Annotated in this window: 10 protein-coding genes; 4 read left to right on the top strand and 6 right to left on the bottom strand. The window is 47.7% G+C overall.

Annotated features, from left to right (window positions below; genetic code table 11):
• Positions 1–50: 50 nt before the first annotated feature.
• Positions 51–500, bottom strand: coding sequence for a hypothetical protein (locus tag ACRZ95_RS13645; RefSeq protein ID WP_170679573.1), 450 nt, complete (start codon positions 498–500; stop codon positions 51–53).
• Between the two features lie 59 nt (positions 501–559).
• A complete protein-coding gene (locus tag ACRZ95_RS13650; protein ID WP_170679575.1) occupies positions 560–946 on the bottom strand; it encodes a hypothetical protein in 387 nt (128 codons plus the stop codon).
• A 103-nt stretch (positions 947–1,049) separates the two neighbouring features.
• Between ACRZ95_RS13650 and ACRZ95_RS13655 the strand changes: the two genes are divergently transcribed.
• The 3 genes from ACRZ95_RS13655 to ACRZ95_RS13665 all read left to right on the top strand — a co-directional run bounded on the left by ACRZ95_RS13655 (position 1,050) and on the right by ACRZ95_RS13665 (position 5,999).
• Positions 1,050–3,926, top strand: a complete 2,877-nt coding sequence (locus ACRZ95_RS13655; protein ID WP_170679577.1) for a toll/interleukin-1 receptor domain-containing protein — start codon at positions 1,050–1,052, stop codon at positions 3,924–3,926.
• Positions 3,927–4,350: 424 nt separating this feature from the next.
• A complete protein-coding gene (locus ACRZ95_RS13660; RefSeq protein WP_170679579.1) occupies positions 4,351–4,758 on the top strand; it encodes a plasmid mobilization protein in 408 nt (135 codons plus the stop codon).
• Entirely contained in the window at positions 4,755–5,999 is a 1,245-nt protein-coding gene (locus tag ACRZ95_RS13665; protein ID WP_170679581.1) for a hypothetical protein, read from the top strand. Before ACRZ95_RS13660 ends, ACRZ95_RS13665 begins: the two co-directional genes overlap by 4 nt.
• 374 nt (positions 6,000–6,373) lie before the next feature.
• Here the strand turns inward: ACRZ95_RS13665 and ACRZ95_RS13670 are convergent, their stop codons facing one another.
• On the bottom strand, positions 6,374–7,210 hold the full coding sequence (locus tag ACRZ95_RS13670; protein ID WP_170679583.1) for a pPIWI-associating nuclease domain-containing protein: 837 nt from the start codon (positions 7,208–7,210) through the stop codon (positions 6,374–6,376).
• Between the two features lie 516 nt (positions 7,211–7,726).
• On the opposite strand from ACRZ95_RS13670, the gene ACRZ95_RS13675 reads away from it, so the two are divergent.
• Positions 7,727–8,200: a DNA mismatch endonuclease Vsr gene (locus ACRZ95_RS13675; protein ID WP_170679585.1), complete on the top strand. Its 474-nt coding sequence runs from the start codon at positions 7,727–7,729 to the stop codon at positions 8,198–8,200.
• A gap of 53 nt (positions 8,201–8,253) precedes the next feature.
• Here the strand turns inward: ACRZ95_RS13675 and ACRZ95_RS13680 are convergent, their stop codons facing one another.
• Genes ACRZ95_RS13680 through ACRZ95_RS13690 form a run of 3 tightly spaced genes read right to left on the bottom strand, consistent with a single transcriptional unit; the run spans position 8,254 to position 14,757 of the window.
• A complete protein-coding gene (locus ACRZ95_RS13680; RefSeq protein WP_170679587.1) occupies positions 8,254–10,053 on the bottom strand; it encodes a DUF2357 domain-containing protein in 1,800 nt (599 codons plus the stop codon).
• Between the two features lie 3 nt (positions 10,054–10,056).
• Entirely contained in the window at positions 10,057–12,417 is a 2,361-nt protein-coding gene (locus ACRZ95_RS13685; protein ID WP_170679589.1) for a hypothetical protein, read from the bottom strand.
• A 6-nt stretch (positions 12,418–12,423) separates the two neighbouring features.
• On the bottom strand, positions 12,424–14,757 hold the full coding sequence (locus ACRZ95_RS13690) for a DNA cytosine methyltransferase (protein ID WP_170679591.1): 2,334 nt from the start codon (positions 14,755–14,757) through the stop codon (positions 12,424–12,426).
• Positions 14,758–15,121 lie beyond the last annotated feature (364 nt).

Below are 15,121 nucleotides of genomic sequence, written 5' to 3' on the forward strand. Positions count from 1 at the left end.
AGTGGTCTTCTGCCCAACGCAGTTCTGAACACTAGCTTATTCAGCATCTTTTAGTTGCCCATCCAAATCGTCTGCACATCCGGGTGAGGCATAGTGGCGATGCTGTTAACGCCGCCAAATGTGTTTCCCTTCAGAACGGGTAGCGGAGCACCGCCAGGAAGCATGGGCACTGAGTAGTGACCCGGGTTTACTGCCGGAGGGAACGAGCCGGTCGCGTAGTTTTGCTCCCATTGATCTTTCATCTGGATGAACTGTTGGTTGGCCTCGTAAGCGGCTCCAAGACCTGGGTTAACCATACTTAGTGCAGCCCCGGGAACGCGATCCAACGGGCTACCGTTGGCAGCATGCCAATCATCCAAAGCGCGCCGTTGGTTTTCGTCGATAATGCCAATGTCGCGCGCCAATCCAGCCAGAAAACCTTCAGCGCTTGCGGTGTTGACACTACTTGCCGCAATCGCAATCGTGACTGCGGCAAGCGGTACTTTGGTAAACATTTTCATTTTTTTCTCCTATACTTAGGTCAGTTGTCGGAAACTCATACTGTGTCGTTTGGCAATCTTTAGTGCCAAACCACTTCCATGATCGCGAAGTCGTAGTACTGCGCCGAAGGCTTGTTCCAGTTTTCAATCAAGAAATTGAAGTAGCCAGAATAGGGGGCAGTGAAGCGCACAAACTCGAAGTTATGGTTCGATTTGCGCTCAACAATCTTCGTGATTTGGCCGAACTGGTTTTGGCCATGGACTTCAAAGTCCAGGTCACCATTTTCGTCCCAACCGTACAGGTCAACTTCGTAAGTCACACCACGCTCCAGGTATTCATGGAACACGTATTGACTGCCAGCTTCAACATACATGCCTTCCCAGACCGAGTAAGTTTCAGCTGTAGCCGCATTGGCCGTTGCCGATACCATTACGGAAGCGATGATCGAATAGAAATTCTGTTTCATTTTTCTCTCCATGTTTTAGTAAGTGTATTTTTTACACAAACAGTAAGTGTCGTCAATACACTAAGTTGGAAAATCTACACTTTTCACATAGGATGTTGATTCAATGGGGAAAAATGTTAGTCTTTTTTTCGGATTGAGGGTTATTACATTGGCTGAGCTAGATTATTGGGTGTTCATCAGCTATTCTAAGTATGACGAACGGCAGGCTCGTCGCTTTAAGCGGATGCTGCTTCGTTTAGTCGCCAATAAGAGGCTTATGGCTGAAGCAATAACTCATCCTGCTTCAGGAACCGGCGGCAAAGTCTTCTTAGATAAAGACGACATGCCAAAAAACCGCGGTGAAGCGGACGCCGTTATTTCAGAGCAGGTCAATCGGTCTCAGAAACTGATCGTACTTTGCTCTCCTAACGCAGCACAAAAAAACTCGAAGGTTAACCAAGAGGTTCAACAGTTCATCGACAGAGGTCGAGTACGAGATATTCACCCAGTGATCATTGCAGGAAGCCCATCTGATAAAGGAGGTGAGTTAGATTGTTTTCCAACTGCAATCCGTGATCTTGATTTTATTGATGGAAAGCACAAAGAAAACGGTAACCCGCTTGTACCAGACTTCAGAAGCAAACATTGGTTTTGGGAGCAGAGTTCAGACTGGGCGAACTTGATCTCAGATATTCTTGGAATTGAACGCCAGTCGATTTTCAATCCGGCCAAAAAGTATATTAGGAACAACCGCGTCAAAAAAGTAGCCGGTCTTTTGTCGTCTGTTGTCGCTGCATTTTTAGTTATTTTTAGCATTTTCAGCTACTTAGACAGGAGAGATCAAGAAAACCAATTATTAGGCGAAAAATTCAATGGGAACATTGCAGAAGCAAGGGAGTACATACTAAAGGGCGATATGACTGAAGCAATCGTTAAAGTAATGTCCGCATGGGCTATACATGACAAAATAGCATCAGAGTCCGTGGATAGCTCGGGAGCTTTGGAAGTATTATCTAATGCGCTATCCAACCAGGCAGAAGTCTTACGTTTTTCAAATCGCTGGCGGTTTTTCTTCCCAAGCCAAACAAGAAACTCCATTTATCTCGGCGATGAATTGGGAACCGTGACAGTGATCGACTTACAAGAACAGAATTTTTCAGATGTGTTGCCTCATATTTCTGAGAGAACGGTATTGGCCGACTATCTGGCCAAGTTTCGTCCTGATCTACAGAATGCTCAATGGAAGTCGGGGCCGATTTTGGTAAGTAGAAACGAGCAGTGGGTTGCAAACACCTTTCGCCAGGATGGTGAAGCCCCAGAGAATGGTAAGGTCATTCACGGTGTTCTCTTTAACAATTTGAACGAACCCTCCAAGTCAGACATGTTGACTCTGGAGTTACCAAATTCACAGCCATACGCCCCTATTGTCGCTTTGAGTGCCACTGGAAGATATGGAGCCGTCGTTGCCCAATTCTCGGGTGGACCAATGCTTTCCATCAGAGACCTTTCACTTGAAGAATGGGTTCGAATTCCGGCCCCACTTCAGCATGGAGGGAGTCCGATTGCGATGGCGTTCTCAGAAGACGAGAAAAAACTGGCGATTGCATTCGCAAGTGGTGATACAACATTCGTTGACCTGGAAACAAACGAGGTCACAACTGCCAAATTGGTGGACTACATCGATGCAGCCAGCTTTAACGCAGATTTAAGTCAACTTGTCATCTCAGTAAACGAGCCGGATGGTTCGGGGCGAAGCAATATAGAAATTCTAAGCACGACAGACACAGTCAACTCATTCCAGAGAGCTTTTGGTAGATTTTTTTCATCGGGTGAGACTCCAGGAGTCATGAGCGTGGATGACGTTGTTTCTTCAGTCGCGATTAGTCCTGATGGCAGCAATCTAATTGCTGATACCGGTGAAAGGGTACATGTTTTTGATATCGCAAATAAGGTAGAAGTATTCTCTTACGGGATTAAGGGGCAGTACTTAGACCAAAATGCACGTTTTCTAGATGACAGACTTGCAATTACTAGCATTGGCGAAAACATCAGGTTACTGCGATACAGCCAGCATCTCTGGAGTAAGAAGTTTAGTGAGTTCGGTGGGTACGAAATCTTCGGTCTTTCTGATGATGCAAACACCTTTGTGGCAGTTTTAGATCAAACAGAATACGGCGGAACGAGCCAACTTTTGATTCACAGAATTAGTGAAGACCATACAAGTCACTTTGACCTGGGGAGACAATCCGCCAGACAAGTTTCTATTGCTATTAGCTCGTCTGGCGAGACAGTTATCGTAGCAAACCAAGATGGAAGGGTTGACACAATATCGTCCGTTAGCGGTAAAAAACTACTTAGCTATCAGCTTCCAAACGACGGTTTAGTCAATGGGATAACCATCTTAAGAAATGATAGCGAAGTACTGGTTTCTTACGCGGAACGGGGCTTAGAAATCTTCGAACTCAATGGTGAACAAGGTGCAAAATCGGTTTGGCGAAGTGATGTACTCTCGCTGGACGAGTATTCTAAACTCGCCTTCGATCACGGTACACTAAAGATAGAAACCTTCGAAAACTACGAAAACTGGCAAAACTTGCATTCGAATGGAACTTTGGTCAAACCCATAGATTCATTGGTTATTCCCGGGGTAGACCATGTTGAACAGACCTTCAGCATGAGAGGATATCGCGTCATACGAGGAGGTAAGAACGTTGTGGGAGAGAATTATTCCCTATTTTATGGCGACCTCGAAAACGATGCGACAGTATGGATGGGATCTCCAGCCGACATAAGATCTGTTGAAACCATTCAGCCCTCCGCCGATGGCAAGCTTGTACTCATCTCAACCGATGACGGACAATTCCAACTGTTTGAGCTTCCCGAGGGAGGCGGAACGATATTCGAAATCGCTTGCGCCTCTATGCCGATTCCCAAAAATGCGGTTCAGTCTGAGTATAATACTCAGTTTAGCGAAGAAATTTGCAGGAACTTTGTGCCTTAATCTGGGACAACAGCTCTGAAGAATAAAACCTTTCATCTGTTCGGTACTGATGTGTTGGCCAATACTGATTTCTCTATGCCAAAAATTTGTCTTCAGCTTGCACACAGGTCTGGCCTGAACATAACTTTGGAATTTTTCTTACGTTCGAAATTTACCAGAGCTGTCGGTTAGACAGCTTATCAAGTGGTTAATTTTGTCTTGTAGATATTGCACTAGTCCCACGGGATATGCGCCGAACACTAGCCGTATGTTGATAGAAAGCTTGTATTTTATTGGTTTCCGACAATTTGCTTAGTAGTTGTCCATTGAAGGGAAGCAAGTGGGACTGACAGACCCCTGCGGGGTCTTGTCGGAAACTTGCAAAGGGTAGGCTATGCCTCCCCCTTGACCCCCACCGAGCCACACAAATACGAGGATTTTTGTAATGACCTACACGACCCCGCAGACCCCGGAAGGATTACCGGGCCACCAGCTTCGTCGGTCCCGCATGTTCAAAATGCGCTTGACCGACAGCGAAGCCGACAAGCTCAAGATCTGGGCGCGCGAAAACGAACTGAGCCAGGCTGATTTTGCTCGCTTTATGATCTTTAGCCGTACTGCATTTGCGCCACCAAACGGTTCAAAACTCGAAGCTATCAATCGCCAACTTGTCGGCATCGCGGCCAACATCAACCAATGTCAGCGGCGCATCAACGAGGCACACCGAAGCGGCGCCCTGAACTCCGCTCAATTCGGCAAAATGGGCGAAGCTATCACGGCCGGAATCTCAGCATGGGCGGAGCCTTTGGCCGAACTTCGTGAGGAGTTGGGCAAGCTGAAGCAGTCAAAATGATTATCAAAACGGGTGGCATAAAATCGGGGGACGGCCTCCGAATTTGCAGCTATGTCACACAGCAGGGCGAGAATGAATATCTCGAAGTGATCCGCGACGAAGCTGATCAACTCTTGGTCTCTGATGATTTTGCTCAGCTCAAAGGTCGAAAAAACGGCTTGCTACACATTATCATATCCCCCGACCAGGAGCTGTCCACCGACCAGATCGCCGCCGCCATCACGGCAATCCGCGAAGAATACAGATTCAACCCCAATGACCCCGAAACGCTGACCCGCCACCAAAGTCGCCGTGCCGATGGGCGCCTGCATGATCATTACCACTTAGTGAGACCGGCTCAAGACAGCGAGAGCGGAAAGACTTACAAACTGTTCAGATCGAAAGCGAAAGACGAAACGGTTTCGCGCCTTTGTGAGCTGCAATTCAGTCACAAGCTCACCGGCGGAGCGAGCAATGACTTTGCCGAAATGCGCTTGCGTGAGATGGGCAAAAACGAGCTAGCCGATCAACTGGCCGCAGCTTTTCGCGACCAGAATAAGCCGAAGGCGGCTTACTCCTCAAATGATCACCAAGTCGCGAAGCGGCAAGGGTTCAACCTGCCGGCATTGCGTCAGAGGCTCAAGGAACTGGCTAAATTGCCCCGCCACCAGCAGCCCGCAGTGCTGGCAGAGTTTATCGACCAACAGGATTTGGGGCTAGCCGACGCAGTTGCGGAAGGCAGGGGCCGATCACACATAATGATCGAATTGCCTAAAGGCATGAAGGATCATAACGCCAACCGCACCTTGAAAATCAAACCGCCAGAAGTCGCTCAATTCATACATGAAACAAAGGAGTTTTTACATGAACGAAGATTCGAACACACCGAAAGATCAAACCTCAATTCGGGATCTACTATCTCAGATCATCGAGAGCCAGAACCGGGTATTGAAGAGCAACACAGCAATCATACAGCGCCAGAATGCGCTTCTGAAAATCTTTCAAGCGATCACCAAGACCTAAGCGAAGAACAAGAGTTGGCCTCAGCAGCCGATTATCTAAAATCAAAAATCGACAAACTCGGCAGAAACAGCGCCGCCGCGTTTGACGCTACCGGCCTTGAGCCAATCCCCGACATTCGCGACCCAAATCTAATGCGAAAACTGGCCGCAATCCTAAAGCGCCAGGCAGACAGAGTCGCCGCCCTTGTCCGTATTCTACGAGCTGGTGGTAGGCCAGCTTCGTATGCACCAAAAATGTAAAGCGATGGAAATTCACAACCTGCCGGAGATCCGCTTTCAAAGGTGCCGTCGACTAGATATTTCACTGCCCGAACCAAAGCCCCTGTCTCGTTCAACGGCCACTACTGGCGCGCTCACGAAGGAGCGACGCAAATGCAGATGGCGAGGGTTCCAAGCAGGCACAGTCTAATCAACAATGTGACACCTGGTATGACCCGAAACTTTTCGAGCTGACCAAAAAACTTCGTTAGCACTAGTGGACTTACTCGATTTTTGTGATTCAGATTGGTCGCTTACTAGCTGTTTCACGAAGGACGGCACGGATTTTGCACGCATCGGCCATCAAAGACTTCGTCAAATGAAATTTCATACCTGGGAGCTTGGTTTCTTGATGATCATTCGTACCAAGAAGACGTGTCAACCTCCACACTCACCGTCTCCAGACTCTTAATCTTCTCGACGGAACATTGAATGATCATCGTGTAAGGAAACTCTTCATACAAAGTTGCTCCCTCACTACGTCGACGGTCTCCTCCTGAGCCATAATTCAGTTCGACCTCCACTTCACCTATAACTTTAATCTGAACCTGTGTGTGTCCTATGTTCTCTACATACCACTCATCTATCATTGGTAAGCCTTCCACTCGAGTATGGGTCGACAGAATATCGAGCTCGTCAATTACAGTTCTGATGAATTCTTGAACGGTGTGCTCTGAAATAGCATCTTGCAAGTGCTGCCCGACTTGGTTGCGGATTTCATCAATCTCAATAAGAAAGTCTTCTAGGCTGCTAATGCCATCAACTACAAAACGCTCGGCTTCCTCATCCGAGTGACCTAGCCGATCCGGCCTAACGTGTGTGTACTTGCTGGCTTCGTTGTACAGGTCTCTGAGCTCCTTGGGCGAGTAAAGGTCATTAACACCAATTTCAATAAGTGTAGTGTCTGGCAAACCTGCGGACACCGCATAACGAATGCGTTGCGCGCGCGTCGCTTTTTGGGCAGTCGGATCTTGCACATACCATGAACTTTTTTGCACATCGTCGTGAGGGGCAAACATATCGAGCTGATAGGTCAAAATCTCTCGAAAGCACGAAGCGATTAAGTTGAGCCGAGCCGGATTTTTGTCATCCAACAACAGCCGCTCGACGCTAAACATAAGCGCCTTCAAAAACTCATCATCCTTTGAACCTGAGAATTCTCGAATTGAATCCAGTGTACCTTCGTTAGTCACTTTTCGGTCGTCCTTTAGGCAAAATCGACACAGCCATTTGCAGATCAAATTTCACCTTCTTCAATTAAAAGTAAAGTCGGCTCTACATAGTTCGCTTAACTGAAACTTGGTAGTCACGCCTTCATTTTCTCGCTCAAGAGGTTTCGTAAGCAATTTTTACACAACGCCTACTAGTATTTGATGGGCGTTTCAAAATGGGCATGAAAAAAGGACCGCTGAACTAGCCGCTCGCTTTAAACTGACGGATTGTTGCCAGGGTGCTAGCGGGATCGACAACAGTTGCGGTCGCCCAACGGCTCCGACTGAACGAGAAAGTCGCGCTTCCATTGGCCCCTCAGTCACCTATCCAGCTGCAAGGGCTCGATTTGTGCCGATGGAGTTTCCGGTTTAATAAGGTTGCTAGATTACTAGACGGCCGCATTCGTTTTTTAAGCATGTCACTTCAAGAAAGCCCTGCACCGGGTTCAACGCGAAAGGAAAGCTCGAATTCGTCGATGAAAGTGTTATGCCAGTTCAATGACAGACATTGTTGAAAGCCAAACCAGATCCCGAATGATGTCGAGCATTCGGAGCAAGAACACCAAGCCGGAGGTTGGCCTCAGAAAGGCGTTACACCGGGAAGGTTTTCGTTTTCGAGTCAATGCGCGAACTTTGCCCGGTACGCCGGATATCGTTTTACCCAGATGGAATACAGTTATCTTTGTTCATGGCTGTTTCTGGCACCAGCATACTGGCTGTTCGAAGGCCACAACACCGGCTACAAATACCGAGTTCTGGAGTCGAAAATTTGAGGCTAACAGACAAAGGGATGTAAAGGCGATCAGGCGACTACATGTCCTAGGCTGGCGTACGGCTGTGGTTTGGGAGTGCGCAATAATGCCTCACATCAGCGAGGTATTGGTTCAGCAGGTTGCAGATTTCATTTGCAATTCAGTGGGGCCACACAAAGAATTTTCCGCGCAAATACTATTGCACAATGATGCTGACTAGCTCTGCAATTGCCGTACTGCATTCCAACGCTCCAGGAGATAAGACAAGCGCGACTAGGTGACTTTATGTGGAGACGCCACGTAGTTGGAGACCTCCAAGAGATAGCTTTTCAGCGCATCGCGGGAAGTCGGATCACCAGGACGAATTGCAATCGCGCCCAAGCCGGGAATAATTTCTTCAAACTGCCTCCAACAGCAGTCTTCGTCACCAGGATACAAAACAAACGCGCTGACACTTCTCCTAATTGCATCCCGATAAGCATGCATCTTTAATAGGTCACTACGTTTGGCAGTAGATTTTTCGCTGCGTGTTTCTCTTTCATCTTCTTTTTCATCTCCGAAGACTTCGGAAATAATGTTCACGCGGTATTTTGCATCAAAATGGATGTGTTTGATGGCCTCTGAGAACTCGGCTTGCTCTTCGGACATTTCCGCGGGCCACAGAGAAACGGTGTAGTCGGGGCGCATTGTTTTGGTCCAAGTACCAGGGTTGGGGTGGCTTTTTGCAGGATCGCCCTTAGGCTTCGACTTTCTCGAGAACGTGCGATTGTATGAGAAGCGAACACTTAACTTGGTCGATGAACTGTTACATTGCCCTAAGAAATCAAGTCTTTTTCCTGATTTGAGCTTCATAAACAAACCGTTGTAACCCACATCTATCAGTGTACCAAGTGAGGAATCCGACATTTGAAAAATCTCTTTTACAATCCCCCAAAGTTCAAAAAACACCCAGTACTCATACAGTGTAGCGACATCTTTTTTTCCACCCAAAAAGACATCGTTAGCTCCTTCCCACAAAATCTGAACGGCTACCTGCAATGACAACCAGATCTGAAATAACTCCCGATAGCCCGGTTTTCTGAGCAATACAGGGCTAGAAAACGGGACCCCATTAAAGTGATTAGAAACCTCTTTAAACAAGTCGTTTGAAAGTAGTGGCGCCAGAGTAGATCGGGTCGACGCAATGCCTAAAAGTATGGACTTGTACCTGAGGGCATCGGAGTCTGAAATACTCTTGTACGCATCAGCCAAAAATTGATCTAAATAGCGCAGCATAAACTTCACGAAACGGTTTTCAGCGGTGTCACGTGTTGGAGCCGCATGATGCTGACGAACTGAACGAGGTAAGCTCCCCAATTTGTTTGACAGAGGATGATCAGACGGGGTTCTCTCTCTTGGCTGCCGGTAGGAAAGCTCTCGAATTGAGGATGACCGGGGGCGGATGCCCCGTGAAACTGGAGTTTCGAGCTCGGTTCGAACAGTCTTCTCGTGAGGTCGATGTATTATTCTCAACATCGCATTCATGAACGTCTGACTTTCGATGCTGTTCTTAATCAAAAAAAACTTTTGAATTTGTGTTGATGGGTCCCTTGATTGACCGGAGTTAAGCCGAGTGAAAGACGGCGTTCGAACATCAAGGAGTAGATCAATTGTGTGGTTTGCAATGTCCTCGAGCATCGTGCGGTAGTGCGAACGGTAATCGAGTTTGATCGATCTAACCTCGATTGCATTTTTGCCGCTCAGTTGACCGTGCGCATCATAAAGCACGATAGGCAAACACCCAGTGAATTCACCTGTCTCCAACCTGCCGCGCTCGACAAGTCCGCTGCTTAGACGTCCCGGTTGAAAAACGCCCCCTGCCAATGACATCCCTTCTGATGGAAACTCGATCTCATAATCGTAACTCCGACCTTCGAGCAACTGGATGGGCTCCTCGCCCCACAGTTTCGCCTCAGTCTCGTTCAGGATGCTAATCGATTGATCCGAAACCGACCGCGACGTCGATACAACGCGTAGGTTGGCTATAGTTCTTCCTTTGGGGCCAAGGAGCGGTATCACTACCTCAGGATGCATCTGTTAAGCCTCAGCGAAGCTGGCAAAGCCTTCTTCTTCCAAACGCCTTAGCATGCGCCGAATCTTGTCAAAACTTAAAGGCAACAGGACGCCTTCCGCGCCTTCGAATTCCGGTGACAAAGGGTGAAACTTCGTTTCAACAAGAGTGCTCGCTTCAAATGAACGTTCTCTCAGCTCGTCTCCGTTACCAAGAATTTCATCATCGTTCCAAGATCGATCAAGGATGCAATATTGGGCCAGAGCGCAAAGTGGACCCTCCAATTTGCGCCGCGATCCATGAAACCTTGGTAGAATTTTTTGAAGGAGTTGGGCATCGAGCATTTCATTGAACTGATCGGAGCCCTCATCCAATCTAGTGAAGGCTTTAGCAAATCTCTTTATTTCAAAAGCGGTTCTGAAGCCGAACTCAAAGCCAAATTTGGAAAGAATATCAAACAGCAACTGCAATTCGAACAGCAACTTTTTTTGCTCTTCCGTAGAAGCATCTAATTCTGAAGCAGTCTGAGAAAAGGCCTTTGAGAATTTTGTACCTTTACCATCGATTGCGTTAAGCGAGACAGCTCCTTTAGGGGCCTCCAAGTAAGCGTCGAGTTGGCTGCGATTCACACGAAACTCTATTGTATTAGCTCGATCTAGAACCTTGGGAGAAAACGTGTACGTGGTCTCATCGACGTTAACTGTTCCCACCACGAATAGATTCCTGGGCCAGTTAATCGAAGCTGGAACGCCGTCAATATCACTTGCTTCGCTGTGTAAGAATATATCCTCTCCACTTTCTGAAGAAGACAAGAAATCTGCAAAATAGCGTTCAACGTGAGACAGGTTCATCTCATCCAAAACTACGAAATAGGGCTTGTGCGGGTTGGCGGTAGCTAAAAGCACCAAATCAACTAGTGCAGTCCCTCGCACATATCTATTGGGATTAATCCCGTCCACGTAGCCAAGGCAAGACTCTCGGCTTGTCCAATCTGGTCCAACCGAAATTAGTTCATATTGCCCTTCAACACTGCCGGTTCTTACTGCATCCTGGAAAAAGAAAGCGAGGGCTTTAAGGTGAGTTTCGAAAGAATTTAGCTGACTACTGTACTCGCTGTTCTTCGCTACTAACTCGCGAATGCTCCTCGCTGATGTATCACGATCTAACTTGTTTTCCTTTATCGCAGTGACCCATTCCTCGATGAGACCAAATGGAAGGCAAACCCGCTTCGAAGCTTCACTATCCAATTCAATACTAGTAGTTCCCACACCGGTAACAGTATAGTTGGTTTTCTCGCTGGGGATCGTATCACCCACATTTACGTCTGAGTTGTCAAAATCTGAACGACTCGTGAGCCAACGGGCAAATGCCTGAGCCAGTTTTGTTTTCCCCGACCCACTGAGACCAGTCAGAATTACAAAACGCTTGGCGATCAAGGAAGCGACGAACCGTTTCACTAGCTCCTTGTCGAAGTTTAATCCCGAAAGCCGTGCTGATGCCACGAATGATTCCACCAGATTTTCTATCGGTTCATCTGACTGTTCTAAATCTTCCGCTGTCGAGGGAAGAAAGTCGGTCTGATCTTTCCGTGAGACCGCTGCGGGCAGATCGTCATTTGGATTTTGTATGTACGTCGGCCAGTCGCCTCCGTCGAACAAACGTTCATTATCGATGATAAACCGTATTCGTCCTCTTCGTACTGCATCGAGGTCTTGGCTGATGGCAATTGCTACGCCCGCGTTTCCACCATCTTGTTTTTTGAACTCAAAAAGACCTGTTTGACCCAAACACTTAGTGAAAAACGTTCCCATGTTGTCTCTCGGGATGCCATACTCGTCTTCCAGGTCCCCGAGCCAAATCCTATTTCCGGTAAAAACTTGGGACTCTCTATTTGTAACGACCTCATGAAATAACTTTTGTGGAGATAAGCTCCATTTTTGATCGTCATTCCAAAGATAGGCAAATTCTTCGTAAGATAAAAACCTTTCTTCTCCAGGGTATGACTCCAGTTGGACTAGAACCCCAATAATACTTCGAAAAAGTGAGAATTTTTGTGAGGCGCCCCGTGCAATTCGATTGACTTGGGCGTTTGTTCCGTTTGGGACTGAGTATAGCCAAAGCGACCTAGTTAGCAACCAACGCCAAGCGTCAGTCGGATTTTGGTGATAGAGATCTAGGTATTTCTTACCAATTGGAGACAAATTGTTTCTGCTATCGAGCACTCCAAGATAGCTTCGCATCGCTCCGACTATGTTGCTTTGCGTCTTATTTAACTCTGCACCAGAATCTACCAGTGCGATGTGCTCAAAAATCTCTTTGGTAGAAACGTCCGCATTGCGCTTGATCGTATTCCGATCAAAAGCAAATGACTTCAGAAGCTCGCCCATCTTAAATTACCCTTGCGTAAGCGCCTTCATTAGTCCTTTGGCAATTGCCCGAGCCATCGGCGGAGGAACAGCGTTGCCAATTTGCTTCCTTACTTCTGATCGGTTTCCTGCAAAAAAGAAACTATCCGGAAATCCCTGAACTCGGGCAGCTTCTCTTGCAGTTATTGAACGATGCTCGAAAGGGTGGGCATACTCGCCACGCGTGAAGCTGTCGAAGCCACCGGTAATGGTCCTTGCTTGAGCAAACCAATCCAGCCTGCCGTAAACGTCCAGGTGTCCACCATACTTAGTATGACACTTAAGCTGAAGCTTTTCTGGGACGGACATCCTTCCTAGTCCCATGTCTACGTAGGCAATTCGGCGTTTGTTAAGTGCACCTTCTCTACTTGGCAGATGATTATGCGCGACCGCGTTTGTGTTAACGGCTCTAGGCTTCGACAACCCGCGCAGTGCTTCTCCAATTGTGGGCCATCTATCGGCGGAACTCGGTTCTGGTCCGGCATACGCATCCACATGCTTTTTCATTAACGCTACCGAAACTATTCGGCGGCGGAGTTGTGGCACACCAAAATCTGCCGAATTCAGATCATGTCTGAAGAGTTGATAGCCAAGGGATTCCAACTTTTTGGCATATGCGGAGAAGATGTGCCTCCCGCGAGGTGAATCCAAATAGGTTACATTTTCGAGGACGATGGCGTCAGGTAATTTGTCAAGTTTTGACGCCAAGTTTGCGAATTCGACAACCAAGTTGTTTCTTTCATCGATTGGATCGCCGCGACGTTGCTGTGAAAACCCCTGACAAGGTGGCCCTCCAACCAAAACAAATGGCTTATTGTTTACCGCACGGTCAATCCTACTTGGAAGCTCGTCGTCAAGCACGCTAATGCACTCAGCCTTTGTAGACTGATTTTTTGAAAAAGTGTCCACAGCATCAGAATTCGTGTCAAAAGCAAATGCTGTCTTGAAGCCGGCTTGCTCAAAACCTAGCGACAAGCCTCCCGCGCCACAAAACCCGTCAACTACCAAAAATTCTTCCTTCGAAGCGTAGGTTTTTCCCGCGGGCTCACGGCAAGTTGCGGCACTAGACGATTCAATGTTGGGATGCAGATGATCCAGCACTGTCCAAGCTAAGAAACGCGCAAACAACGGCGGTACTGCCTCTCCTATCTGACGATATTGATTTACGAAGGGACCTTCAAATTGATAAGTTTGCGGAAACCCTTGCAGTATTGCTGCTTCACGCACGCTTATGTTCCGATGTTGCTCAGGGTGAAGAAAACGCCCACAACTCGGAGTACTACTTTTCGCCGTTATCGTAACACTAGGTCGATCCCAATAGAGCCTACCGTATACGTCGGTAAAGCCTGGCGTTTTGCTTTCGTCGATGCTCGCATGGCAATCAAGCTGGTCTTCTGATCCGAGAGATCTTCTGTCCCCGCCGTCAGGAGGCGTCCGCATTATCCTTTGAACAATACGATCTGTATGGCCAGGAGATCTATGGAAGGGATCAACTGGGTCACAGTCACCGGCCGAAATTGGCTCCAAATGCGAAATCGCTTCACGCACCGTGGGGGCTTCTTCCTTAGAAAACAAAGGCTCTGGCAAACCCATAGCGTGATTTTTTGAACCAATGACAATCGCTCGGCGACGTCTTTGGGGTACGCCGTATTGACTGAGGTCGAGGATGTCAGCTTGCAATTTATAACCAGACTTCTCAAGAATCTCAGTGGCTTCTGCATGGTAGTTCGAAAACCGGCCCGAAATAATTTCTGGCACGTTTTCCTGCACGACAACATCAGGTTCATAGTGGCTACAGATTTTCGCGAAAGCTACCATCAAGCTGTTTCTACCGTCGTTTCGCGGGTCTTTTTTTCGATGAGCGCTGAAACCTTGGCAAGGAGCGCATCCAACGAAAACCAATGGGCGGCAGCTCTCCGGATCAAAATCTGGCACCAATTTACGCAGCAAATCGGGGTCTTCGGCAATTTCGAATACATCAGCATGAACAGAGCGCCCGTCTGGCACATTGCGCGCGTACGTTTTTAAGGCCACTTCGTTGATGTCGATCCCTGCCAGAACTTTAAAGGCTGCATGACTTTGCCGCGTTGTAGCAAAGCCATAGCTCATACCCCCACAACCTGAGAAAAAGTCGATCAGGTACACTGGCTTCGGATCGGGTAGTTTCTTGTTGTATGAAGCCGGAAGATCTCTAAAGTCACTTTCCGCCAACTCATCCGGCCATACAGCTTCCTCTTCGGATTGCCGAACGGGGTTTGAGTGTGGCTCCCTCAAGCGATCCAGGCTTATTGTGTCGTCCTCAAACTTGTCGAAGTCGTCCATTTATTTGCTCATTTGCGGGCTTTGGTGCAGGGTCAACTTTTTGCGACTGCTTAATGGTTAGATACAAAATATAGAAATCGAGTCAGATGTCCACGCCTTAGATCGATGAATATCGGTGTCATCTATTGTGCGCAAAGTGCATCATTTTATGGTTTATGTAACATGTACGCTCCACCTGCAAAGAACCGAGGTCCAGGCTGTCTCCTTGCAACGCCGTCACCTCGCTACGTTGCTCGTCAATCAGGTCCTCGATTGGGGCAGCCAATAAAGCTGGCCGCTACTAAGTCGACCTGCGGCAATCAATCGGCAATAAGCAATCCAGTCCCCGGAAGGCGGCTTTGATAACAGGCAAGTCGCATAACTG

The organism is Ruegeria sp. AI3 (assembly GCF_056541245.1).

Excerpts from the sequence above, each read along its gene's own strand:
- ACRZ95_RS13665 (WP_170679581.1), top strand. The coding sequence starts at position 4,755 with ATGATTATCAAAACGGGTGGCATAAAATCGGGGGACGGCCTCCGAATT.
- ACRZ95_RS13680 (WP_170679587.1), bottom strand. The coding sequence starts at position 10,053 with ATGCATCCTGAGGTAGTGATACCGCTCCTTGGCCCCAAAGGAAGAACT.
- ACRZ95_RS13675 (WP_170679585.1), top strand. The coding sequence starts at position 7,727 with ATGACAGACATTGTTGAAAGCCAAACCAGATCCCGAATGATGTCGAGC.
- ACRZ95_RS13650 (WP_170679575.1), bottom strand. The coding sequence starts at position 946 with ATGAAACAGAATTTCTATTCGATCATCGCTTCCGTAATGGTATCGGCA.
- ACRZ95_RS13660 (WP_170679579.1), top strand. The coding sequence starts at position 4,351 with ATGACCTACACGACCCCGCAGACCCCGGAAGGATTACCGGGCCACCAG.
- ACRZ95_RS13690 (WP_170679591.1), bottom strand. The coding sequence starts at position 14,757 with ATGGACGACTTCGACAAGTTTGAGGACGACACAATAAGCCTGGATCGC.
- ACRZ95_RS13645 (WP_170679573.1), bottom strand. The coding sequence starts at position 500 with ATGAAAATGTTTACCAAAGTACCGCTTGCCGCAGTCACGATTGCGATT.
- ACRZ95_RS13655 (WP_170679577.1), top strand. The coding sequence starts at position 1,050 with ATGGGGAAAAATGTTAGTCTTTTTTTCGGATTGAGGGTTATTACATTG.
- ACRZ95_RS13685 (WP_170679589.1), bottom strand. The coding sequence starts at position 12,417 with ATGGGCGAGCTTCTGAAGTCATTTGCTTTTGATCGGAATACGATCAAG.